Origin of the sequence: Devosia sp. Root436 (assembly GCF_001426345.1) — a bacterium.
Taxonomy (GTDB): Bacteria; Pseudomonadota; Alphaproteobacteria; order Rhizobiales; family Devosiaceae; genus Devosia.
In genome coordinates this window covers 242,102-265,891 of the sequence record NZ_LMEM01000011.1, presented here as the reverse complement: position 1 = coordinate 265,891, position 23,790 = coordinate 242,102, and the positions used below count along the sequence as shown (strand labels likewise).

Here is a 23,790-nt window from a genome sequence, read left to right as displayed (position 1 = left end):
CCCCGGCATCAGTCGTTCCCCCGCATGGACGCCTGCAGTTCTTTGAGCGTCTTATGCACGGTGCCTCCGCGGCGCAGCGGGAGCCCGTGCATCAAAACCAACGGCCCCCCAAGTTCGAGGATGGTCCACAACCGGTTCTTGATGGATCTCTTGGTCAGTATCGAGATTGCATTATAGGCAACCCCGTACTTCAGCACCGACAGCAATTTGTCGTTCGACTCCTTGAGAGCGTCGAACTGCTCCTGCGGAATGGCAACCGAGTTCGCGCCCGCAGAAAGCGGTGCGTTCGGCAGCATCGTTCGAGCCAATGCCACCTGGGCGATCCAATCAGTTAGAAGCTTAACCTCTGTACTGAAAGGGAAATTCCATTCGTCCACCAAAGAGCGTGCGACCTTACGAAGGATCTTGTTTTGCTCGGCGGCGTCTAAGATATGGCCGCGGTCACGGATGATCTTGGTCTCGATTGCATCCACTATGGCGGCTGCAAATGTCAGGAACTGTTGGGCGTTTTCCCAGCTACCGTCTGCCAGATCCGAGAACCCGTAGTAGAATGGGGCGCCCGTCTCGTGCATAAGCTGAAGCTTTGCCCCAACAATGACTTCCGGGCCAATACTGAGTTCGCGAGACGGCTCCGGATCCTCGTCGTCGAAAAGCGAGGTCTGGGTCCGGCCTGTATACCTATGTAGCAGGATCGAGGCCACCTTGAGCTTCACACCGTGGGTCATATCTGCCTTATTGGTGGCAAACGTCTCGACCTCGGATAGTATGGCCGTAACGCGATCGAGGTTCACGTTCTTCTCAAAGCGGTGTTTCTCGATGGCTGCTTCTAGGTCCGCCAGCGCTTTTTCTGACAGCTCGGGCATGTTCGTTTCGAGCAGTGAAGACAGGTTGACCAGACCCTTGCGGCTGAAGGTGTCCAGCTGCGTCAAAGCACGTTTTGAGATGTCGGCGGCCATGGACCTGAATTCGGACCGTTCTCCGCCTCGTCCCTTCTTGCCGCCTTGTAGTCTGATATAGGTCAACTCGCGCTGAGCTTCGAAACCAGCCTTGGCATCGGTTTCGTCTTCGTCCCCCAGGACCTCTTGCGAGCCAAGCACATCAAGTCTGGTCAAAATCCACCGGGCTGGGCCAATCTCCCGCTGGCGAAGCCAGCCTTCCATAAACTCGTACTGCTTGGGATGTAGGTCGTGTGCATCGTCCAGCAGAACCAGCGGTTTTATGTCGCGTGGCTTGCTGTCCTTCGGCGAATGTCGAAAGGCTTCGATCGCGCTAAACGGATCATAGGCGTCAAGCTCATCCACCGGCAGATCGGCCTCATTGGGAGGCACAAGGGCGCGCGTAATCTTGAAAATCGACGACTCGACTGATTTGGCGCGCCGGGCCAGTTCGCCAACGGTCTCGCCTCCGATGGATTCGAGGGTCGCCGAACCTGCGGCGCGAGGCACGACCGTCACCGTCTCCAGGTCTAGGCCAGCGTCCTTAAAGCCGCTGACCCATTCCTGAACCGCTCGGGCCTGGATAAGTCGGGCCAAAAACCTGTTCCGTAGTTCAGCGCTGTATGGCAGCTCCCAAATTTCCCGATACCGCGGATCCATGGGCAAGCGACTGCCGGCGATCTGCGGCAAACCATTGGCTGTTGCGCCAATCTGGGACATCGCATCGAGCAGTTCGCGATGTTCGGGTAATGTCGCGAGGCGATTAAGCGTTGCCAATGTGCTGAACCGCAACAGCTTGGCGAACGTGGTTTTTCCACTCCCCGGCGTACCAGTGAAGATCACCAGCCGATCGAACAGAGCCGACATCTTTGGCGCGACATAGGCCCTGACTGGCACGGCGCTGACGGTTGCTAGGAAAGCAACATCATCACGGAGGTGCTCGGAGGCACGTTTCAAAAAGGGATTGAACATTAGGTGTGCCGCTGCCTCCGGCGGAAAAGAGGTCGCATGGCGTGTCCAAGTGTGCCTTCAGACTCGGCCCATAGTATCGGTAGGCTGTTATTGGGCGTGTTGTGATCCAGCACAACCGTCAGCGCACAATCTTTATACCCGGCGTTGATGGCGGTGCTGCCACCGCCAGCCGTGTTATGTCGCGTCTCGATCGCTTTGTCGTAGTATTTGTAAATGAGCGTCTTAAGCGGCTCAGCCTCGACGTCATGCTTGGTCGTCGACGGTAGGAGGTACCCGTAGGACATGTCGAGCACATCCGGCATCTGGATTTTGCCCGCATCCCGACAGTCGGCGACCAGGCGATTCGAAGCTGCGTCGGCCTGGGCAGTGGAGATGTAGTGATGGACGCCTAGCGTCCAGCCCTCTTCGAATATGCTGGATCTACTTTCGGCCATTGCCACACGTTCAAGGAATTTGGGGATTTTGCCCTTCCAATCCCCATTGGCCTCACGTCGGATCAATGTTGTCCCCGATGCGGTGAAATCGTCGACCAGATATGCCCGGGCGAACAGGGCGTTGGGATCTTTTGTGTCTTCCCGCAGGTCCTTCACCAAACCAGCCCACTTTTCGTCGTCAACCTGATGGGAGACGATGATCTGCTCGTTGGAGAGACTAGGGGTTGCGTGTCGCATCGCGTCGGTGTGCGCCCCTTCGCTTAACGCCACAAACAGGGTTTGCCTCAAGAACTTCTTGAGTTCGTCAGGCTGTTGAGTTGAAACCAGCCAATCAGGGATTCCTTTGCGCCGGGCCACTTCGCTGACGGCCCACGGGAAAACGATGTCTGGATAGAAGGATTCGACCAGGCGGCGGATTTCAATCGGCCCGAAATAGACAAGCGTGTCCTTCATCAATGCGTAGGCTGCCGACCGGTCTTCCGGTGCAAACTGCCTGAGCCATCCCGCCAAGCTCTCGAGAAATCGGGCACCGGCAACGAAATCCCGATATCCATCGTATTTAAGCTTGGCCATGAAACCGAGCCACTGGTACTCCTCGCCCGCCGTGAGGTCGTCCCAATTCATGATCTCGCCGAGTAATCGAAGTGCCACCGTTCTATTCATTGGGTAATTTCTTGAACACTCGCCACGGCCTCATGCAGGTGGATGACAACATTAAGATGTTCACGTATTGTTCGCGTCGAACCAGCCGGCAGCACGATTCATAACTCAAGTTCGGACCACGAGATGACTGTCTTATCTAGCAAGATCGACAATCTTGGCGCTACCCTGGCGCTCGTCGTTTGCAATGATCTGACAGATTTCACCAAGTTTTTTCAGAACGGCCTTGATCGCACTGCTGTCGTTGTAGGTTCGGGCGGTTCAGTCGCTTCCGCGCTTTTCTTCTCGAGTTGTCGCGATTCTCGCGGCGCACCCCCAACGATAACTCGGACGCCGCTCGAGTTGGTCACGGACAACTACAGCCTAGCCGGAATACCGGTCTGGCTATTCACAGCGCGCGGTGAAAATCCCGATGTTGAGGCGGCATTGTCCGGCGCCGTGAGAAGAATGGCCACTGAAATCTATCTCGTAACGAGCAATGCCGAGACGCCGTTGCGAGATCGATTTCCGGCAATATTGCGCACGGTGATTGTGCCTGTCGCGGACCCTAAGGACGGCTTTCTATCTACCCATTCGTTGATGAGCGCAGTCTGGAGCGCTCTTTTTGCAGCGGCACCACCATCGTATCGCCATGAGAAGGAACTAGTTTTCTCGGTCGGCGACACACTCAAGACCAGGATTGACCAGGACCATCGTGTCGCACTCCGCGCCACTCTGTCCGACATCGGCATGAGTAGCAGCACAAACACTGTTTTCATTCTGCACGACCCTCGGCTCACCGCAGCAGCGGTGACCCTCGAGACCTCCATCTGGGAGGCGGCGCTCGGAAGTGTCCAAAGGGTAGATTTCCGCAACTTTGCCCATGGCCGCCACACTTGGTTTGCGCGGAACATCGAGAGCACAACCGTCGTCGCGCTAACTGGGCATTTGACGACACCCACCTGGGAAGACTTGCGGACACGCCTGCCAGCGGCACTCAGAAGCATTACCCTCGACTATGGGAACTGCGGGCGCCTGTCCGCAGCTTCAGCGGTGCTGGATGCACTATTGCTCGTTGAAGCAATGGGGCACATCCGCGACATCGACCCAGGCAAGCCCGGTGTGGGAGAGTTTGCCAAGGCGATCTATGAGGCTCCGTCCCTCATCCACATCGAAAGGGGTCTTTCAGCTGGCGCCCGCAAGAAGTTGGCCGCCGTGCTAAACTATGACCCACCGATTGCATTGCAGGCCGACATTGTAATGGCGCATTCCGCCGCGACTGACGCGCTGTCGCTGTCGCGCTTTGGCGGGCTTGTACTTGACTACGACGGGACCCTCGTTCCGACCGATCGCCGGCAGGAGCCCCCGTCCGACAAAATCATCGAGCGGCTTAGCGCCTTACTCGACGCAGGGATGCGGCTCGCATTTGCCACGGGCCGCGGGGGCTCAGGCTGCCGGGCGCTCAGATCAATCATACCGACCATCCATCACCAGAATGTCCTCGTTGGCTATTACAATGGGAGCTGGCTTCAGCCTCTGTCGGTGGACATCGAACAGAACCCGGCGGATCCAGATCCTGTCCTTACTCCAGCCATTGCCTGGCTGACCGAACATGCCGGACAGTTCCTAACAACAAGGCTGTTCGTGCCTTCTCGCCAATTCACGATACGGTTCTCCGAACTTAGCTCGCCCCAGACTTTCATTCGTGCTCTTGAGGAAGCACCGTTTATGCAAGATGGAACGGTCCGAATCGTGCGGTCTGGACACTCGATCGACATTATCTCGGCCGCTAGCTCCAAAACCAATGTCGTCCAGCAGGTCCAGGCCACCATTGGGTCGAATTTGTCTGTCCTGTGCATTGGGGATAGCGGGGATATCGGTGGTAACGACTTCGAGTTGCTGGGCTACCGTCACGGTATCAGTGTGGGCCGGGTATGCCATCGTGCGGACTGTTGTTGGCCTTTGTTTGGTGATCGTTTGACGGGGCCAGACGCTCTACTCGCCATCTTGAAAGGGCTTAACCAATCATCGCATGGTGTCTTTAGCCTGACCTTGGACGACACACTCGAATGAACACAGACACAAGCTACGACACAACAGCTGTCGATGTGGTCGGTACAGGGTTCATCACTCTGGACGTGATCTACGAAGACGGAAATCGGGCCGCCGAGGCCCTCGGAGGTTCGTGCGGAAATGTGCTGATTTCGCTCGCGCAGCTCAACCGGTCTGTCGCGCCTGTGGTAAAGCTGGGGTTGGACGACGTGGGCGGTTTCCTCGAGGAGGAGTTCCGACACGCCGGTGCTGTCACCAAATACATTAGCCGATCAGCAGACATTGGTTCGCCTGTGCTCTTGCAGGAGGTTGAGACGGCCAACGGTCGCCATAACTTCAGTTTTACGGCTCGGGGATCCGACGCCAGATTTCCGCGTTATTCGGCGATCGAAACCACCCATACAAGCGCTGCCCGAGGTCTCATCCAAAGCTGTGTCGTTTTCTACACCGACCGGCTGACAGAGACGATCGCTGATGCCATGGAGATGGCTTGGACCAGCGGCGCCATGGTGTTCTTTGAGCCGTCTGAGATCGAGGATGCAAAGCTCTTTCGGCGCGCCATGCAGTACGTCTCGATCTTGAAGTGCTCCGAGGAACGCATATCGAGCTGGGACGACGCGCCGGTCGGGGATCATGCACTCACTATCGTCACACATGGTGCCCTCGGCTTGCAGTTGCGCCAGGGGTCGCAGTCAATGTGGTGCGATGCAATGCCAGCTCCACGCTTGGTAGACACGAGTGGCTCGGGTGATATGGTCAGCGTGGGTTTGATCGACTGGCTGGTAAGCCACAAGCAGGCTCGCTTCGTCTGGAACATGGCGGAAATGGCTGCGGGCGTGCGCGCCGGACAGTTGCTAGCCGCCACCAATTGCGCGTACTTGGGAGCGCGAGGTGTATTCAACGCCATTGGGGTTGATGGCGTTCGGCGTCTTTTAGCAGGCTCTAACTAGTCCGATGTTATTCGGCGGCCTGTCGAGCGGCCCAAATGTCGAGCTTGCCAGTGGGAGACTGCAATTCGGCGCGCAGCTCCATGAGCATAACCCCGAGCATGTTTTGGCCCACGCCGTTCACTTCACCCCACAGCCGGTTGACTGGGTTGTCCTCGGCTGCTGTTTCAATCAGGCGCGCGTTGCCCGTAGAAAACAGCAATGCCCTGAGGTCATCGTGCTGCGTGAACTTAGCAGCTAAGACGCCGCGCATGCGGTCGAATTTGAACTTCGACCAACCAGGCGCCACGTCCCAGTAGTACAATCCATGAGCGGCCATAGCGAGTAGAGCGGGCGATGGTGCGTCCATTAGCCAACGCCGCACTTCGGGTTTTCGCGCTTTGCCCGCTTGGTAGGCGTGTTCCGATGTCTTGAACGTCTCGCCTTCGAACACGATCGGCCGACGGTAGAGATTGCTGAAGGCTCCGAAGGGCTTTTCGCTTGCGCGATAGAACCGTATCTCCGAGGTGCTCATGGATACTCCCTTGCAGCTAACCTAGAGTTCAGTATATGCATATTTGCATGAATCTCAATAGTTCTTTATCGAAAGAGCTTGGAAGGCGCTTGGAAATCCGGCGCCTAGAACAGGGTTTTAGGCACGTCGACATCGCGAATAGACTGGGCGTTAGCCAAAGCCAAGTAAGCAGGGCTTGTGCCGGGAAGTTCCAGTCACTCTCGCAGTCAATTATGCAGATATGCAAGTTTCTTGGCGTCGAAGTGTCTCTGCCGGGCCTTGCTGCAGAACATGAGGAACGCCTGAGCGCAGGTATCCTAAGGCTGTGGGACAAGACGCCTGAAGGTGCTGATCGTCTACTGCGGCTACTGGAAGCGCTCGACGACGTAAAAAGGGCTCAGGGAACCGAACCCCACTCAAACGGCCGGCGTAAGGCGACAGGGCGCGACTGAGCGCGACGGGCATAGCCGGAGACTAACCCTTGACTGGCACAGGGATTCGGTCGCGATCGCTGCGAAGTCGGCCTTCACGACGAGTTCAAATGCGCTCGCCGCGGTTCACGACGCGGTGGGACGGGCTGCCCTGCGCTTATTGATGCAGATGTAGTATCGTCGCGACCAGTGAATCAGTCGGGACAAGGAATGCAGTTCAAGTCGAGGAACATGCGGGCGCTGGCAGAGTGCGTAGTCGGGGATGCGAAGGGATTTCCTTATCGGTCCAGCTTCTACATCAGCGAGTTCTTCGAGGACTGCGATCTTCCATTTCGTCACGACGGAACCACTCGGGCGATATGGGCAAGCGATAGGTTGACGGAGCTCCTTGCCGAGCCCTGGTCCCAGGCCAACGGGCTGCCGCCCAGGTTCGTACATCTCTTTCGGGTCTTGATGGACCGCTCCGAGGCGATCGACGGCGATCCCGATCGAGCGGTGGCTCTCGACACTCTGAACGTGCCGTTTCGGAAGGAGGGCTACGAAGCATATTTTGACGAAGTCGGCACTCTCCAGTTCCGGCATATCAAGACGAACAAGGTCACGGAGGTATCGAACCCCCATCGCCCCTTCGCACCCGAGGAGATCAAGAGGCGCACGCAACTGGCTGAGTATCTGGACAGGTGCAGCGAAGACGAGCTCATCGAAGAGGTCCTGCTGCCGATGTTCAGGCAGCTCGGATACCACCGCATCACTGCCGCAGGCCACGCCGACAAGCAGTTGGAATACGGCAAGGACGTCTGGATGCGCTACACGCTGCCGACGCAGCACGTCATCTACTTCGGCATCCAGGCGAAGAAGGGGAAGATCGATTCCTCGGGGGTGACGAAGACGGGCAACGCGAACATCGCCGAGATCTACAACCAGGTCTCGATGATGATCGGTCATGAGATCTTCGATTCCGAGCTGAACCGCCGCGTCCTCATCGACCATGCGTTCATAGTCGCAGGCGGTGACATCACCAAGCAGGCCCGCAACTGGCTCGGCGGCAGGCTCGATCAGAGCAAGCGTGCGCAGATCCTATTCATGGACCGCGACGACATCCTCAACCTGTTCGTGGTGACGAATATTCCGCTGCCAGCCGGCGCCGTGCCCGAGGTCCGGCTCGTGCCGTCAGATGATATCCCGTTTTAGGCCGGCGGCTAGATCAGATCCTTGAACCCGAGATAGAGCCCTATCAGAAGGGCGACGATGCCCAACGCCGCAAAAACCCAATGCTCGGTGATCCACTCAATGACGGCGACGGGGTGGAAACCATGGAGATCGAACCAGGTCGCTTTGGTCTTGATGGACCCGTCTAAGGTGCGGTCCAAAAGGTTGGCGATGACGTCGGCTTTGCGAAGTGTCGATTGGTGCAGCTTGACGTATTCTTGGTTTTCGAACGCCTCGGCTTCGCCCTTCCCGTTCAGCGCATCCTTAGCGGTGATATGATTCATCTCCATCAGGCTGTGCATCCTGCCGGATGCGCCATGCGGGGCATACTTGACGCCAAACATCGCGACGAGCTCGCGAGCCAGGTCGAACTTCTTGTCGTCGGCTACAGTCACCGGTTTCCCTTTGAGAACCTTGAAACGGTGCTCGATGGCGAGGAATCCGTAGTTGATGTCGCGCATGTTCCAGTGGACGAAGGTGTGGTCGGGTTTCGTCTTCAAATAGGCGAAGAACTCGACCAGCATGTCCTTTTCGAGTTCGTCGTATCGAGCAGAAATGTCACCCTGAACAACGCCCTTTAGTTCAGCGGACTTGTGAATGGAGAAGGAGGTCGTCTGGCCGCTCGCAAACTGCCGAACCGCAATGGAGGTGACGCGGGGCGTCCTTCCATCCTTTATGTCGTAGAAGCTCTCGCATGAGTAATGGATGACCAACACCATGTCGCGGCGCTTGTTGATCTCCTCAAAGCGCTGCCGAACTTCTCTCCGCTCGCGTAGCTTGCTAAGTTCTTTACCCATTGGGTATTCCTGACGCTAACATGGGCCAGAAGATGCGGTGTTTCGGGTGCCCTGTCTACTTCTGCAGCTCGATCCACTCGACCTGCCAGACCAGGTCGTATTCTACGGCAAAGTCGTTCGCTAACGCCGGCAAGGCGTCTCGTGCACGGACGGTCAGGGGCTTGATACCAGTCGGGCATGGCGCGATCACCCGATGGTAGAGAACCTGGAGCAGTTGCCCTGGAGCATTGCGAGCTTCCCACGCCGCCAACTAATGGACAGGAGATCACTCACCCGATGGGATGGGTCTCGGCCGGACGGCAGGAGGACCTGCCGCTAGCCTGAGTTGCTGTCGCAGGTGCAGGCCGTATCGGGCCGGCGCAGCTCGATGAGCAGCTCGTCGTGATATCTTGAGGGCACGAGCGCCAGCCTGTCCTGCAGATAGGTCGCAAATGAGCCTGAACTGCCATTTGGGGCCATTTGAAGCGGGGCGGTGACAATTGTCTTCTTGGCCAGTGCAGCGGCGCCGGCGGTTACAGTAATGGCTCCCTTCGCCAATGGCTGCTCTGCCACTATCAGCGTGGGTATCGCGTAGCGGGTGCCTTGCCGGAACTCTTCACAACGCCAGGTGATCCTTTTCGTGCCGCCGGCGGCCTCAGGCTCGTCCTGAGAATGGAACTGGTCGGGTCGTTGTTGCCGATCGCCGAACAGGTCCCGAAGGTAGGGCTGCTCGAATGAGAAAGGCCTGGGCACATCTGGCGGCTCAAGCATGTCCTCGAGGAGTGTGTCGAACATGTCGAGCGGCCTGAAATGGAATGGTCCGTTCAACACGGCCTCGAGGTGAACACGGTCAGCTGCCTTGGTGCCGTCGTTACCAACTTCGATCGATAGAGGAAAGATGGCCTGCAGCATGGTGGGAAGCATTCCCACCCAGCTGCGCAGGTTCTTCTCGAACGCTGCATATCCGTCCTCATAGTCGTCCAGATCGGAACTGTTTACTTGCCCGGGAATGGGAAATGAGACGGTAAATCGGCCGTAATTGGAGGGTCGGCGGGCATCCGGATACCGTTCCTCCAGCTTGGATCTTGGGACTTGAGGATCCACACTCAGAGCCGCAGCAACGATCCGTTCTGTGCATTGGGGGCAGATGCCATTGGGTGGTTGCCGAAGATAATGGTGGCGCTCTTCCGTTTCGGCGCCGGGAAAGGCGATTACAAGCAGGGGTTGTGCACCAAGCTGGCGCTCATAGTCTGCAATTTTCTGGTCGCGTTCGTCGGCGTCATCCGGCCGTCGCCAAGTTGCAGGAGGCCGTATTCGCGGTAACCCCGCCTCATAAGCCAAATGAATTGGCCGACCATCATCGGCCAGCAAGACCAGGTCCCTGATTTCTGAGGAGATTTTTACCACCTCGGCGACAATTCGACTGTCGGGATCCGCTAGCTCGAACTGAGCGCTGTCCAGCTCTGTCGATTTGAAGGCCCTTCCAAACTCTACCGTTACTTTGGGACCATGATCCTTCAGTACCAGGGGAGCATAGTTGTTCTCCTCCAGCCTGCGCACTAGCTCGCTGAACTCGGCTGCGCGTTTGCGTAGGCGTCCGCTGCTGAATTTGTGCTGGTCCATCTCCGAAATGACCTTCTGGGGCACGATCACCCGGACCGTTGTCGCTGCCGGCGCCAGTTCTCGCCAAGGCAGAGCGGCCAGTGCATAGCACTGGACGATAATGTTGGTGTCGATCGCGATCGTGACCTGGTCCGCGGCCAGTAATTCGGTGACTTTGCTGGTCATGATCCTACGCACCCGCTTTGTTCACACATAGCCAACGGTGGGCACGAGTATCCCACAATTTCCGTGCAGCTCGCCGCTGGCTCCCTGCATTCTCGCTCTTTATCGCACTTGTAGGCGTCAACACTCCAATGACAGCATTGATGAGGGCTGACCATGGGCGCTTTCCTCCTGCGTCCGCTCCGGGCCACATAAAGGCGCTCCGGAAAGGGTCGCGCGTTTTGCCGTTGAGGCGAATAATTGCTCAGCTCTGGCGGTGAGGATCAGAGATATCTTGGACGCCTCTCGGCGTGATCTCCATCCATTGAACTTCGTTGTTGGCAATGGGCCATGCCAGGCAGATACCCCCTGCAGACAGGTGCCTGGAGATAGCTGCTCCTACTCCTAAACGGTTGGTAAGATTGGCGCGCGGGGTTGGCCCTGCTTCAATCCAAATGGATCTGTTTCCATAGGAGAAGCTCAGGCCAATCCGTTGGAGTTCGGGTTCTATGTTCAAATCTTCAATCGAAAGTCGCAATTCGGTTCCAAACATCTCCCGCGATATCATGTGAATTATCCTCTTGCGTAATAACGCGCTTCGTAGCTGCGAATAGAATGAAATAGCGGCCTCGATGTGGGGCCGCTATCAAGGTTTGGAGGGAGGAATTCCGAACGGGCCGAAGCCCATTTACTTTTCCCTGGTCGTATTGTTGCGGGGACCACTGGACACAAACAGGCCGGTGACAGCGCTGCGGCGAGCGCCGTTGACGCTGCCGCTGCGACCGGGTGCCTCATGCACCGTCGTGTGTGGACTGCGTTGTCCGTGAGCGGTCGTTACATAGCGACCGGAAATTGCGCTGCGGTAGGGCCCGCTGCCTTTTCCCTTTGACATGGGGAGTCTCCATAGATTACGCATCGATTGCCGACGCGGTTTTCAGTTGCGATGTTGCAACAGTCGTTTTATTGCGCAGTAGGAATTGAATTGCAAGAGAGCAACGAACTCATTTCCCCCAAATTTGACGGGGAGAGGTTTTTTTCCGCGCTGGACTCGGCGCGGAGCGCGCGCGGCCTGACCTGGAAGAAGGTTGCCGAACAGGCCAAGGTACCGGCGTCCACACTGACGCGCATGTCTCAGGGCCGGAAACCCGACGTCGACAGTCTATCTGCACTATGTGCTTGGTCCGGACTTAGGGCCGACGACTTCATCACGTCCGGAGATCGCCAAAAAACCGAGCCTCTTGCCGAGGTTACGGCATTGTTCCGCGCTGATCCTAACCTATCTAAGGAAGGGGCAATCGCGATGGAGGCCATCATCAAGGCTGCATACGAACAGATACGGAAGATTCAGGACTAGCGGCATGGTCTTGCGTCGGGGGTTTAAGACCGAAGCCAACGGCTGGGCTCGCGACCTGCGCGCGGAGTTAGGCGTTGCACCTGGTGGTCCCCTATGTCCGCGCACACTGTGCAGTCATCTCGAGCTGCCACTTCTGGAATTAAGCAAGCTTGAGGCCGACGCGATGCATGTCGCGTTCTATACGACGGGTCCGGGGCGTAAAGACTTCTCGGCTGTCACGCTGCAGCATCGTGGCAAACGCTGGATCGTTCACAACGACGCTCATGACGCCGGAAGGCAGGCCTCCAACATTGCCCATGAAATCGCTCACGCGCTGTTGGGTCACCCGATAGAGGCTCTGTTCGGCGCCGATGGCAAACGCAGCCATAATCAAGACCATGAGGACGAGGCCAATTGGCTCGGTCCGGCCCTCCTGATTTCCGATGAAGCTGCTCTTTTCATTGTGCAGACCCGCATGTCCGTCGGCGATGCGGCTGAATTCTATGGCGCCTCAAGAGAGGTGGTCCAGATGCGCATCAATGTGAGTGGCGCCCGCAAGCGCGTAGCGTAGGTAAAAGCGGCAAGTTGTCACGAGGGCAGGTGGTCCTTAGCCCAGACGAGCGCCGTGAGCGCGGCAACCTGTGCCTCCGATTCGAGCGAAAACTCTGTCCGCCCTGTCTGGCTGGCACCCGTCGCGCGGTTAGAAACCACAACACGCCACTTCCTGCCGCTCGGGACGATCACCAGATTGTAGCCTTCGGTGTTGAGGTACCAGTTGCCGCGCCCTGAGACTTTCCACTGGCGGCGGCGCCAAGTCTTGCGCCTAGCTGCCAGCGTCCGCAGGCGCTTTTCGCGCTCACGGGGCCGGACGTAGTCCTGCTCCATGTTTTCAGCGCAGATGCAGCCGACCGACAGATCTGCCGGGTAGTCCGGATGGTGCATGATGTGAACGTAACGGATCTCTGCGGTCCCACACATTTCGCAGGTCTGGGAAGGCTCGCCTAGATCGTCGACACCCACGCAGTTCCACCCCTTTTTGGGGACACCGGTTTCAGACCATTTGCCGTGATCAGTGTGATCGTAGCTCAAACCGTCCTCCTGGCAGGCAATTCAGTAAATGCTGTTACCGTTGCGGTTCTTGGGGTTGAGGGCTAGGTAGAAATTGATCAAGCCGTAATCCAAGACCTTGATCTGCCCTTCGGCGGTTCGGCCGAATGCGTTTGGCTTTTTATCCGTTAGCCACTGCGGAAATTTAGTCATGGGTACTCGATCGGTGGGTTCGAGGGGTAGCAGGCGCTCCATCATGAGATACCGGCCGTTCTGACTTATCGAGAAGCACCGCGCGAATAGCGTCAGGAGATCTGTGTTTTGCTGGTTGCCCATGATGTCTTCTGCCATCTTCTCGACGGCATTCCACACTGTCCATTCGGTAAAATTTCCCGATGGGAAAGGCTGGAGGCTTTCCTTGATGACGAGGTCGTCGCGTCCTAGCGCTGCGTGAACAAGGCGGGACCCGCCCTTTCCTAGGCTGGGGCTGTTTCGGTCGATCAGTGCCTCGAATTCAGCATCTGTCATTAGCGTCATGAATTCCGCCACGGTAGCTCCTCGTCCTCGAAAACTTAGGGGCGCGCCGCCAGCACGGCTGTGACTTTGCTCGTCTCGTCGAGCCAGACCGCCATATAAGGCGAGATCCAACCCACCACTTTCAGGATCTCGGCGTAGTCCTCAGCAAGGTTGCGATCGTGGATCGGCTCGTGGTGGGCGATCCGATTCCTGAAGCGGCGCAACCGTTCGATGGGGTCGTGAACAGTTTTACGCTTAAAGCCGGCCGGACGATCGGCAAACGCACGGAAGAAAATCGGGCGCCAGAGCGAGGTTTCATAGCGGCTCGACAGGAGCCCGCCCCAGAAACCAAAATTTAATTCGGCGAGAATACGGCCATGCTCGAGCGCGATGCCTCGCCTGGTCAGCTCTTCGCGTGCCTTGGCCAGCATCTCGGGGAGCGGGTACATAAGGGGTGGCACGCCGCCCTGCAGATACCAGTCCGCTCCGTATCGCGCCCGCAGCGCGTTGCCGAGCGCATTGCGCAAAACCACTTCCAGATTCTGCAAGGGGCTGTAAAAGGCCTCGGAAATTGCCATATTCCATTCATAGAGCGCTACGGCGGCAACCTGGTCGCCTCCCGTATCGTTGAGATACCGTGCGAGCCTTTCGGCGGACAGATTGCTCTGTAGGGCTGCCAGCCTGTCAGGTGTAAAAGGGGTTCGCACTTGCAAAATCTCTCGTTCTGTCCTATAAATATCTCGTGAGCCCCGGTACCGCCTCTGTGAAAACAAGCGGCCGGGGCATTGCTTTTCCCACCCTGACATAGATGCGTGCAACCCGCACGAGCCCTCGGCGCGTGTGTTTGCTTCGTTGCGTGGCAACATTTTACGCCTTGTCAGGCACTGCAGCTACCGGAGTAGGCAGCACAGGTGCCGCTGGCACATCGGGAACCGGCGCCCACGGGTCTGGCATATCCATATCCCCAGCGGAGATCTCGATCGCCCGATCAATCAAGGCATTGTACTTGTCGACCGGAATGTGGCTGCCGCCCACCGTAAAGAGGCGCCGAATGACCAGATAGGGGTTGAGGATCAAGGCATAGCTGTAGATGCCTGCCGAGCCCTCTGCAACTTCGATGAAGCCCAACTCATGCAGCTTCTTGATCTTTGACCGCCACGTCGATTCCTGCCGCTGGCCAGTGCTGCCGGAGTGGAAGGCGATTTCGCGCGGCTTGGAGAGGGTGACGAAAGCCTCATCGAAACTCCGGCACCAAAGCTCGAGATAGGTCGAACCCACCGGCATGCCGGCAAGATCATCCAAGATGCTCATGATCAGCGGCAACGTCCTGGGAATGGTGGTGAAGCCATGGTGCGTCTTGCGGTTCCACAGGTGAGCCTCGGTGATCCCCGGAAACAGCCTGGCCCGCAGCTCCAGCTGGCGCTGTGCGATTTTCTTGGTCGGTTTCAGGCTGAAAATGGTCATAGTAATTTCTTTCTCAAGGTTGGGTGGCCGGGTTTGGACGCCGGCCTATGCTGGTGTTGCTCTGGGGGCCAAGGGGTGATTTGTCAGGTTTGGAAGCTGAAAAATGCCCCTTGCATCAACATTCCCAAATTCTAAGACATTTGCTTAGCAATATCAAAGACTTAGATTTTTCTACTCGATATCCAGCGGCCCGAAACCATGACACTCAGCCGTTGAGTTGGCAAACGTTCCTACAACTCAGCGATAGGCTGCAAAAGCACGGTTCTTAAAATCTCGCAAAATCAGATACTTGGATCTCGATTACGGTGCTCGGGGTGCTCGCGTGCTCTGGCTGCTCCAGGGTGCTCGCCTGTGCTCGGGAAGAGAACCCCCACTCTTGGACCTTAGAAGAGATCGAGAACTTGACCTTGAGACGTTCGCTCAGGAGTTCACCCGGTAGGGTTCAGCGACCAATATGGAGGCGCAACCGGCCAATGGTTGATTCGCATAATATGCGGTATGGAACTGTGACCTTCCTCGGAGCGAGCATCTTGGACGATCGTGCTAAACTCTAGTTCTGGTGCCTCTCACTGCCCTTCTAACAGAAGCATTCCTGCAAATTTGACGTGACCGAGGGTACCTAGCTACGTGACCCTCTCCACCATTGTCGCAACTTGGCTCGGTCTGGAACTCGCTTGCCCCAGGAAGTGAGCGAGCGCCGACTTTCTGGAATCCCGGTCCAACGCATAGGCGGTATGAGTGAAGGCTACGCCGTCCAGCAGGCGCTGTATGTAACCAGCGATGCTGTCGGCCGCCATGATAAGCGCGGTGTCTACGGTATGGATGTAGCGGCTGGTCACCGTTCCTCGTGAATGCCCAACCAAGGCTGCTATCGTCGCCTCGGTGAAGCCGAGGTCGTTGGCGATACTGGCGAAGCTGTGCCGCAGAACATGTGGAGTGATGCCGGCCAAGTCGGTCTTCGCGAGTATCTTCGTCCATTGCCTGGGGAAGCTACCGAACGGCGTGTCATCCTCCCAGCCGGGAAAGACATAGTCTTCAGCACGGTGTTCGCGACGACCCTCGAGATATTCCAGGACCGGTAGGCCGATCGGACGCACCGACGCTCCTTCCTTGCTATCGGCCAAGCGCAGGCAACTGCCCTCGATGTCGACTTCGCCACAGCGCAGACCGATGATTTCGCTGCGCCGGCAGCCCGTCAGGGCGATCACTCGGATGATTTCAGCGGTGGTTTCGTACTGCCCGTCCTCAACCGCCTTCCGTAGAATATCGCCGAGCGCTCGATAGTCCTGCTCGCTAAGGCGGCGAGCGTTAACCTGGTCTTTCGGCTTGCGAACGCCATGAACGGGGTTCTGCTCGACGATGCCGAGTTCAACCGCGTAGGTCAGAATGCCGCCGAAGAGACCGATCGTTCGAGCTGCGGTACCAGCTCCGCCGCGTACGATCGCACGACCACGCAGCTTGTCCGTCTTGACGTTCGCACGTGTCTTGCCTGCCATGATGTCCTTCATCGCCTGCGTGATGTCGGACCTGACCAAATCTCTAACGCGCCGGCTGCCGAGCAGGGGAACGATGTGACGCTCGATGCGTCCGATATCGGTGGAGATCGTTGTGGCCTTCTTCGGCCTGCCTCGCTTTCCGAGCACCAGTCCGTTCCTCATATCTTGGAGGTAGCGAGCGCAAAGTTCCTTGACCGTTATCGCCTCGCGGTCGAGCTTGCGCTCCTCTGCGGGGTTGCCGCCTCGTGCGACTTGACCGAGCAGAACCTTCGCCTCGCGCCTGGCCTCTTCAGGAGTCCAGACTCCGTGCAGTCCGATCGTAATGCGACGTGAACGGCCGGCAGCCCGATACTGCACAACATAGCTTCGCTTCCCTGAACGGAAGACGCGCAGTCCGAAACCAGGCAATTCCTCGTCCCACATGACATAGTCCGAGGACTTGATTTCGGTGGCATCTACGGTTCGTTTAGTCAGCTTCGTCATTCAGGCAGGTTTCCTCGGTAGAATCCCCGCGTAAGCAAAGCGTAAGCGCTACGGGGAGGGTTTTGAACCGCTCTGTCGTACCGTTGGCGCTGGTCGATTTCAATTTTGTTTTGCGATTTCAGTGGTATAGCGCGTAATCGGACAGAAACGGATAGGTTCGGCGGAACCGATTTTCCATTCTCCGAAGGCAGAGGCCACAAGTTCGAATCTTGTCGGGTGCGCCAAATAATACAATGACTTGTCGGCCATCGTTCAAAATCAGTGTCCGATTATCGGCGCCTATTCCAGTGGGTTGGCGCCATCCGGACCGTCATCGATCAAGTGTCGTTTGCATGGTGCTCGGAACCGGCTTCCCCCATTTCAGATTTGCCTCCGCCAAATCCATCGGCGAACTTGCGAAGCAAGCGGACCAGATCGTCGAAGTCGCGACTGTTCCAATCCGAAAACAACGTCATCGCCATATGCTCTCGCGCCCTATCCAACGCGTCTGTGGCTTCCTTTCCGCCGGGAGTTATCAACGCTTCGTTCACCCGCTTGTCTCGAGGCGATCCGCGGCGAATTACGAGTCCAAGCTCCTCAAGTCGCGCAACCTGCCGGCTGACTGTCGAATAGTCCCGACCGACACCACTTGCCAGTTCAACAACACCAATCGGGCCAAGTCGCTCGATCGAGACAAGCAGAGGAAACAGCGCTCGCTCAAGTGACAGGCCCGCCGACGCCAACAAAGCCTGGTCGCGTTCGGGCTTGTTCATTGCCGCGGCAATATCCATTAGCGACCGATGCAGGCCGGGGAGCTCAGCTCGAATGTGCGCGTTCCGCAATTTGTCAATTGTCATGGGCTGTTCCCGAAATTATGTGTCTTATACACTTTATCCCCGGATTCAAAGGTTTGTCGCGGCCGCGTGGGACGTTCCGGCCCGCCCGGAACGAGGGAGCCCAATCTTTTGCGCTAGGTACGGCGCTCCAACATAAGACCAAATTGGCGGGCGAAACCAAACAGGGTATCGATCTCGCTCTGCTCGACAATGGCCGCGATATACCCGTCGGGCCGGACCAGAATCCAACTACCAGCGGCCACATCATAGGCTTGAGCAAAATACCCACCCATGTCTTTCAGGTCGCCGCCGCTACCAATCCGGTGTACGTGAACGCCTGCATGGGGCGCCGGCGCATCTTGCCAGGCCGCCTCGTAGCCGATGAGCGTCCAGTGAACGCCCGATAGTTTCTCAAACAGCCTGGTAGGTTGTTCTCCCGCTCCCAACAGCGGTGCATCTGGCGCTCTAGCGCCGGCGGCAAGGCCGGCAGCCCTCACGGGCGCCTCAAGGGTCAGACTCGATCCGACATAACCAATGTCCAGCTGATAACTCTCCCGACCGCGGCGGACGCTTCCGGACTGCGCTTCACCCAGGAGCCTGGTCGCCAACCCGAGCATGTCGGCTGCAACGGGCCGTCTTTCTTGTTCATACGAATTCAACAGAGCTTCGGAGGCCCCGCCGAGCACTGCTGCCAACTTCCACCCGAGATTATATGCATCCTGGATACTGGTATTGAGACCTTGTCCGCCGGTCGGTGGATGAACATGGGCAGCATCGCCTGCAATAAAAATCTTCTCTACGCGATAGCGGTCGGCCAATCGCGCATTCATTGAATAGGCCGAAGCCCATGACACCGAGCTGACCAGGACATCGCTGCGGCCGGTGCGTTCCGTTATCAAACGGCCAATACCGTCTGCCGACAGGTCGGCCTCGCCCTCATTTGGGATTGGTGCCTGGACCTGAAAAAGCGTGGTTCCCGCCAATGGGCAAATCGACAGCTGGTTCTCCCTGTCGCTCCCGTTGAACCGGTGCCAGGCATTGCGATCGAGACCGGTCAGCTCTACGTCGGCCACCATGGCGCGCACGCCCAGGGTCTGCCCGGGAAACGCCACGCCGAGAGCGCCGCGAACTGCACTGCGACCGCCATCGGCACCGACAAGGTAGCGGCCCCGAAGTTCTTCTTGCCCGTTTGGTCCTACGAGAGTTGCTGTGACGCCATCCAAGTCCTGCTCGAAGCCGACGAGCTCGCGGCCGAACAGAACGGTATGGCCCAGCTCAGCCAGCCGCTCGCGCAAGACGCGCTCCGTCAGGAACTGCGGCACCATAAGGGCCATTCTGTAGGGCTCGGCCGGGGTGGGCTCGGTGGACTCCGTGAGTTCAGTGATAACTGAGGTTCCGTCGGAATGGTAATCGCGGGCCGAAGGGTACAACCCTCCCGCTGCCACAGCACGATCGAGAATACCCAGGTCTTCGAAAACTTCCTGTGTTCTTGGCTGAATGCCTTTTCCTCGGGAGCCCCGGAACGACGCCTCCAGCTTATCGATCAGGCGAAACGAGACGTTCCGTCGGGCCAATTCTATTGCAAGTGTCAGTCCGGTAGCGCCCGCTCCGCAGATCAGGACGTCGACAGTAGCATTTTCGCTCACGGTGCTCTCCATATGTGTATAATGCACATATTGCAGCATGCTGCGCCGTCGTCAAGATTAATGTGTATTTACCACATTATCGCGATTGGCGGTCAGTTCGCTTCGCGACAGTGGCGTTTCGAGCCGCTTGGTCGGTCTTGGGAGAATGCTGTGGTTACCCCGCGCAAGGTTTCTGGTGACCCCGGCATTGACAGTGCACTGCCAACTCAATATTGGATACAATCATGGAATCGGATACGGACAAGACGCAGGCAGAGTCGGCTGCCGCAGAGATCAGGACATTGATCCTGAACGGCGCGTTTCTGCCGGGACAGCCATTGCGCCAGGAGGCGTTGTCGGACCAGCTCAGCATCAGCCGAACGCCCTTGCGGCACGCTCTCCAAGAGCTTGCCGGGGAAGGATTGGTCGAGGCGACTGGCTATAAGGGAGCAAGGGTCGCCAAGCCTGATCAAAGAATGGTCGATGACCTGTTTGACATGCGGCTGTTGTTGGAACCGCTGGCGCTCCAGTCGGCCTTTGGACACCATACAAAGCTTGATTTTGCCGTAGCCGAGATGGCGCTGGACGCGGCCGAGGCGGAACGAGAACCGGCGAAGCTTTCCAAACTGAACTGGGATTTTCACTACGCCCTTTATCGTCCGTCAAACCGGCAAACGCTGTTGCGGACCATCGAGCAATTGAACAAGGCATCGGCTCTCGCCGAGGTGATCGCCAGTTCCATTGTCGTCCGCCCGGAAAAATCGGCGGACGAACACCGGAAATTGCTTCAGGCCTGTCGAAATGAGGACGAAGCCGGGGCTATCGCAATTCTGTCCGAGCATCTGCGGCTTGCCTATCACGACGTACGAAAGGGAAAGTAAGAGATGCCCGTCCTCAACAGGATCGCCGAATTTCAGAACGAGATGACCCTGTGGCGGCACCATCTCCATGCCAATCCCGAGCTTTCCTACCAGGAACATCAAACCGCCAGCTTCGTCGCGGAAAAGCTTCGATCCTACGGGATCGAGGTGACCGAGGGCGTCGGCGGAACGGGCGTTGTGGGCGTGCTCCACGGCAACCGCGAAAGTGGGCGTTCCATCGGACTCAGGGCTGACATGGATGCGCTTGCGATCGAAGAGCGCAATGATTTCGCCCATCGATCGACGAACAGGGGCGTCATGCATGCCTGCGGCCATGACGGGCACACCACCATGCTGCTCGGCGCCGCTCGCTATCTGGCCGAGACCCGCAATTTCTCGGGCCGTGCCGTTTTTATCTTCCAGCCTGCCGAGGAGATGGGAGGCGAAGACGGCGGCGCAGCGCGCATGATCCGTGAAGGTTTGTTCGAGAATTTCCAATGCGACGAGATCTACGGGTTGCACAACTGGCCGGGAATGGAAGTCGGAACCTTCGCGGTGAAGGCCGGGCCCATGATGGCATCGGGCGATGCTTTTGAAATCGAGGTTGAGTCCACCGGGATGCATGCCGCCCAGCCGCACAAGGGAGCCGACGTGGTCCTAACCGCCGGACATATCCTCGTCGGGCTCCAGCAAATTTCTGCGAGAAACACCGACCCCCTGGACGCGATCGTTGTCAGCGCCACGCAAATTCATGGCGGTGACGCTTACAATGTTCTGCCGAACAGGGTCACCATCCGGGGCACCGTAAGGGCGTTTTCTCCCACCGCCCGGGCGGCGGCAGAGCCGTCACTGCGGCGCGTCGTCGAGGGTATGTGCTTGTCGACCGGCGCGCAGTGCAAGATCTCGTACGTCCAGCAATATCCGACACTTATCAATTCGGACGCCGCGGCCCGATCGGCGGAGGCCGCAGGCTCCTCGGTGTTCAACAAAGTCGAGACAAACCCACCGCAGACGATGATCGTCGAGGACTTCGCGTTCATGCTTGAGGATCGGCCCGGCTGCTACGGATGGATCGGCAACGGCCCCGATGACAATGGCCGCATTCTCCACAGCGCGTGGTTCGATTTCAACGATGAAGTGCTGCCGCTGGGAGCGTCCTACTTTGCAGCATTGGTGGAAGCGAGGCCTAAGGCCTAGCGAGCGTCGCATGGGAAGCCGCGGATAGACCCCAAAGGTCAGAGATGCACGAAACGCACGTCCTGTTGCTGACCGCATCCCGCATTGTCTGGTGGTGGTTTTTGGACAACAAGCCCCTCCTGGTGATGGGTTGGCAGAAGCACTTGGCGGGTGCCGTGCACTTTGCGTTCTATGTCGTCATTCTCGGCATGATCGCCAGCGGCGATCTCCTAGCGGGTAACTATGCGGGGATGCTCTCGCATGGATACAAGCGATCTCACGCGATCGGCATCATCGCTGGACGCCGGATTGTAGATCACCATGCTGAGCTCGGGTCGCCCATCGACGGCGAAGGCCGAGAATTCGAGTTCCAGCAGGCCGACGTCAGGATGGTGAAGGCGCTTGAGCCCTTCGCGATGTTCGGCGATTTCGTTGTCGCGCCATAGCCTGTCGAATTCTGCGCTCGTTCGGGAGAGCTCATCCACCAGTTGGGTGATCTCCTCGGTAGCGCCGGCGCGCGCCACGTCGGCGCGGAAAGAGCCAATGACGTAGCGGGCGACGCTCTCCCAATCCTCCTGTATGGTCCGGATCCGCGAATTGCCGAACATGAGCCGAAGGATATTGCGCTGTTCGCGAGGAAGCTGACCGTAGTCTGTCAGCACGGCTGCCGCGGCTCGGTTCCACGCAATCACATCCCATGTTGCCGTCTTGATGAAAGCCGGGCTGCTGCCGAGCGCATCAAGCACCCGCTGCAGCCTCGGCGTCACGCCGTCAATCGGCTTGTAGTGTACCTCCGGTGGCCTGCCGAGCCCGAGCATGAACAGATGTTCCCGTTCGGGCTCGGTCAGCATCAGGCCCTTCGATATCCGATCGAGTACGTCGGCCGACGGCGCCCCGCCGCGGCCCTGCTCAAGCCAAGTGTACCAGGTCGGGCTGATATTGGCGCGCTGCGCGACTTCTTCCCGGCGTAAACCCGCCGTCCGGCGGCGGCCGCCAATGAACCCGAACGTGGCTGGATCGAGCCGGGTGCGTCGATTGCGCAAATATGTCCCAAGTGGATTGGTGCCCTCGGAGGCCATGATTATCCTGTTTGCCGTTATACCATGATAAAGTCACTACTTTAACAGGAGGAAATATAGGTCCACTTGGCTGGTCGAACAATCAGAAAGGCACTTTCATGCAAGTTTTCCTGACAGGCGCGACGGGCTATATCGGCTCGAGGATCGTACCCGAGCTCATCGCCGCCGGACATGAGGTTCTCGGCCTGACCCGATCGGATCAAGGCGCGGTGGAACTCGCCCGCGCAGGCGCAAAAGTCCACCGCGGCAGTCTTGAGGATCCTGAAACTCTGGCCAGTGGAGCGGCGCAAGCCGATGCGGTGATTCACACCGCATTCGACCACGACTTCAGCAACTTCCTCGCGAATTGCGAAAAGGATCGCCGCGTGATCGAAGCTATGGGTGACGCGCTCGCCGGATCGGGCAAGCCATTCCTGATCACCTCCGGCGTCGGGATGGGGAATGGGGCGCCCGGTGAACCGGCGACCGAGCAACGTTTCGATCGCGACAATGTCAATCCTAGGCGCCTGTCCGAGCTGGCCGGAGAAGCTGTGGCGGCCAAGGGCGTCAGCGTTGCGGTTGTGCGCCTGCCTCAGGTGCATGATGTCGAAAAGCAGGGGCTGCTGACACCGATGATCGAGGTTGCTCGTGCCCGTGGTTTCTCGGCCTATGTCGGCGAGGGCAAGGAGCGCTGGTCCGCGGCGCACGTTGATGATGTCGCCCGCCTATTCCGCATGGCACTCGAACAGCATGAGCCTGGTGTGCGCTACCATGCGGTCGCCGAAGAGGGCGTCTCGAGTCGTGCGGTCGCCGAGGCAGTGGGACAAAGATTGGGTATCCCTGTGCGTTCTTTGTCGCCAGAGGAGGTTCCCGGATATTACGGACCGCTTGCCCCCTTTGCTAGCATGGACTTGCCTGCGTCGAGCGAATGGACGCGACGCAAGCTAGGCTGGCAGCCGACCGGCCCCAGCCTTCTCTCCGATCTCCAGAACATGAACGACCATATGGCAGCAGCCCATTAAGGAATGAGACGCAGCGACCAGTCGGTCGCTGCGTCACCGATCACCGGCTCCACTGGATGCCGACGATCTTGTGACAACGCGAGGCTGACCCTGTCCACCAGCACCATGCCGCTGCTGGGATTGCCGATATCATCCGCCAGCGCGTCGATATCGACGACAAAGCCATCTATCGAGACATTGCCGAGATCGGAAGTTTTTTGGTCATCGAGCGAACAGATCACTGATTCATATCGCGGTCTACGT

General features: G+C 58.1%; 22 protein-coding genes. 8 read left to right on the top strand and 14 right to left on the bottom strand.

The window, feature by feature from the left end; translation table 11 throughout:
• Positions 1–8 precede the first annotated feature (8 nt).
• Positions 9–1,907 carry a hypothetical protein gene (locus ASD04_RS12400; protein ID WP_056257270.1) on the bottom strand — a complete coding sequence of 633 codons (1,899 nt, stop codon included), beginning with the start codon at positions 1,905–1,907 and terminating at the stop codon, positions 9–11.
• A complete protein-coding gene (locus ASD04_RS12395) occupies positions 1,907–3,004 on the bottom strand; it encodes a hypothetical protein (protein WP_056257266.1) in 1,098 nt (365 codons plus the stop codon). The genes ASD04_RS12400 and ASD04_RS12395 overlap by 1 nt, the downstream gene beginning before the upstream one ends.
• A gap of 123 nt (positions 3,005–3,127) precedes the next feature.
• Here ASD04_RS12395 and ASD04_RS12390 point away from each other — a divergent pair, with 123 nt between their 5' ends.
• Together ASD04_RS12390 and ASD04_RS12385 are read left to right on the top strand one after the other, a co-directional pair.
• Complete coding sequence (locus ASD04_RS12390; RefSeq protein WP_162245130.1) at positions 3,128–5,053, top strand: HAD hydrolase family protein; 1,926 nt, start codon at positions 3,128–3,130, stop codon at positions 5,051–5,053.
• A complete protein-coding gene (locus ASD04_RS12385; RefSeq protein WP_056257260.1) occupies positions 5,050–5,982 on the top strand; it encodes a PfkB family carbohydrate kinase in 933 nt (310 codons plus the stop codon). The genes ASD04_RS12390 and ASD04_RS12385 overlap by 4 nt, the downstream gene beginning before the upstream one ends.
• 7 nt (positions 5,983–5,989) lie before the next feature.
• Here the strand turns inward: ASD04_RS12385 and ASD04_RS12380 are convergent, their stop codons facing one another.
• The gene (locus tag ASD04_RS12380; RefSeq protein ID WP_056257256.1) at positions 5,990–6,493 is read right to left on the bottom strand and encodes an NADAR family protein; all 504 of its coding nucleotides are present in this window, start codon (positions 6,491–6,493) and stop codon (positions 5,990–5,992) included.
• Between the two features lie 620 nt (positions 6,494–7,113).
• Here ASD04_RS12380 and ASD04_RS12375 point away from each other — a divergent pair.
• Positions 7,114–8,094, top strand: coding sequence for a hypothetical protein (locus ASD04_RS12375; protein WP_056257254.1), 981 nt, complete (start codon positions 7,114–7,116; stop codon positions 8,092–8,094).
• Between the two features lie 8 nt (positions 8,095–8,102).
• On the opposite strand, the gene ASD04_RS12370 is transcribed toward ASD04_RS12375, so the two are convergent.
• Together ASD04_RS12370 and ASD04_RS12360 are read right to left on the bottom strand one after the other, a co-directional pair.
• A complete protein-coding gene (locus tag ASD04_RS12370) occupies positions 8,103–8,909 on the bottom strand; it encodes a hypothetical protein (protein ID WP_056257250.1) in 807 nt (268 codons plus the stop codon).
• 315 nt (positions 8,910–9,224) lie between these two features.
• The gene (locus ASD04_RS12360) at positions 9,225–10,676 is read right to left on the bottom strand and encodes a PIN domain-containing protein (protein ID WP_056257246.1); all 1,452 of its coding nucleotides are present in this window, start codon (positions 10,674–10,676) and stop codon (positions 9,225–9,227) included.
• 919 nt (positions 10,677–11,595) lie between these two features.
• Here ASD04_RS12360 and ASD04_RS12355 point away from each other — a divergent pair.
• Both ASD04_RS12355 and ASD04_RS12350 read left to right on the top strand, forming a co-directional pair.
• Entirely contained in the window at positions 11,596–12,006 is a 411-nt protein-coding gene (locus tag ASD04_RS12355) for a helix-turn-helix domain-containing protein (RefSeq protein WP_200940262.1), read from the top strand.
• 4 nt (positions 12,007–12,010) lie between these two features.
• Positions 12,011–12,556: an ImmA/IrrE family metallo-endopeptidase gene (locus ASD04_RS12350; RefSeq protein ID WP_056257243.1), complete on the top strand. Its 546-nt coding sequence runs from the start codon at positions 12,011–12,013 to the stop codon at positions 12,554–12,556.
• A 17-nt stretch (positions 12,557–12,573) separates the two neighbouring features.
• Here the strand turns inward: ASD04_RS12350 and ASD04_RS12345 are convergent, their stop codons facing one another.
• From ASD04_RS12345 to ASD04_RS12315, 7 genes are all read right to left on the bottom strand, one after another.
• Entirely contained in the window at positions 12,574–13,074 is a 501-nt protein-coding gene (locus tag ASD04_RS12345) for a hypothetical protein (RefSeq protein WP_056257241.1), read from the bottom strand.
• 21 nt (positions 13,075–13,095) lie between these two features.
• Complete coding sequence (locus ASD04_RS12340; protein ID WP_156461230.1) at positions 13,096–13,581, bottom strand: hypothetical protein; 486 nt, start codon at positions 13,579–13,581, stop codon at positions 13,096–13,098.
• A gap of 23 nt (positions 13,582–13,604) precedes the next feature.
• On the bottom strand, positions 13,605–14,126 hold the full coding sequence (locus ASD04_RS12335; RefSeq protein ID WP_082531181.1) for a hypothetical protein: 522 nt from the start codon (positions 14,124–14,126) through the stop codon (positions 13,605–13,607).
• Positions 14,127–14,415: 289 nt separating this feature from the next.
• On the bottom strand, positions 14,416–15,012 hold the full coding sequence (locus tag ASD04_RS12330) for a hypothetical protein (protein ID WP_200940261.1): 597 nt from the start codon (positions 15,010–15,012) through the stop codon (positions 14,416–14,418).
• Between the two features lie 623 nt (positions 15,013–15,635).
• On the bottom strand, positions 15,636–16,991 hold the full coding sequence (locus tag ASD04_RS12325) for a site-specific integrase (RefSeq protein WP_056257232.1): 1,356 nt from the start codon (positions 16,989–16,991) through the stop codon (positions 15,636–15,638).
• Between the two features lie 317 nt (positions 16,992–17,308).
• Positions 17,309–17,827: a MarR family transcriptional regulator gene (locus tag ASD04_RS12320; protein WP_056257229.1), complete on the bottom strand. Its 519-nt coding sequence runs from the start codon at positions 17,825–17,827 to the stop codon at positions 17,309–17,311.
• 113 nt (positions 17,828–17,940) lie between these two features.
• Positions 17,941–19,452, bottom strand: a complete 1,512-nt coding sequence (locus ASD04_RS12315; RefSeq protein ID WP_056257601.1) for an FAD-dependent oxidoreductase — start codon at positions 19,450–19,452, stop codon at positions 17,941–17,943.
• Positions 19,453–19,676: 224 nt separating this feature from the next.
• On the opposite strand from ASD04_RS12315, the gene ASD04_RS12310 reads away from it, so the two are divergent.
• A complete protein-coding gene (locus ASD04_RS12310) occupies positions 19,677–20,312 on the top strand; it encodes a GntR family transcriptional regulator (RefSeq protein WP_056257227.1) in 636 nt (211 codons plus the stop codon).
• A 3-nt stretch (positions 20,313–20,315) separates the two neighbouring features.
• Positions 20,316–21,488, top strand: a complete 1,173-nt coding sequence (locus tag ASD04_RS12305; RefSeq protein WP_056257225.1) for a M20 aminoacylase family protein — start codon at positions 20,316–20,318, stop codon at positions 21,486–21,488.
• Between the two features lie 209 nt (positions 21,489–21,697).
• Here the strand turns inward: ASD04_RS12305 and ASD04_RS12300 are convergent, their stop codons facing one another.
• Positions 21,698–22,546, bottom strand: a complete 849-nt coding sequence (locus ASD04_RS12300) for a helix-turn-helix transcriptional regulator (protein ID WP_056257221.1) — start codon at positions 22,544–22,546, stop codon at positions 21,698–21,700.
• 98 nt (positions 22,547–22,644) lie between these two features.
• Between ASD04_RS12300 and ASD04_RS12295 the strand changes: the two genes are divergently transcribed.
• Positions 22,645–23,547 carry an SDR family oxidoreductase gene (locus ASD04_RS12295; RefSeq protein ID WP_056257216.1) on the top strand — a complete coding sequence of 301 codons (903 nt, stop codon included), beginning with the start codon at positions 22,645–22,647 and terminating at the stop codon, positions 23,545–23,547.
• On the opposite strand, the gene ASD04_RS12290 is transcribed toward ASD04_RS12295, so the two are convergent.
• Complete coding sequence (locus tag ASD04_RS12290) at positions 23,544–23,768, bottom strand: hypothetical protein (RefSeq protein ID WP_056257213.1); 225 nt, start codon at positions 23,766–23,768, stop codon at positions 23,544–23,546. The two genes, ASD04_RS12295 and ASD04_RS12290, sit on opposite strands and share 4 nt — an antisense overlap.
• Between the last annotated feature and the right edge of the window lie 22 nt (positions 23,769–23,790).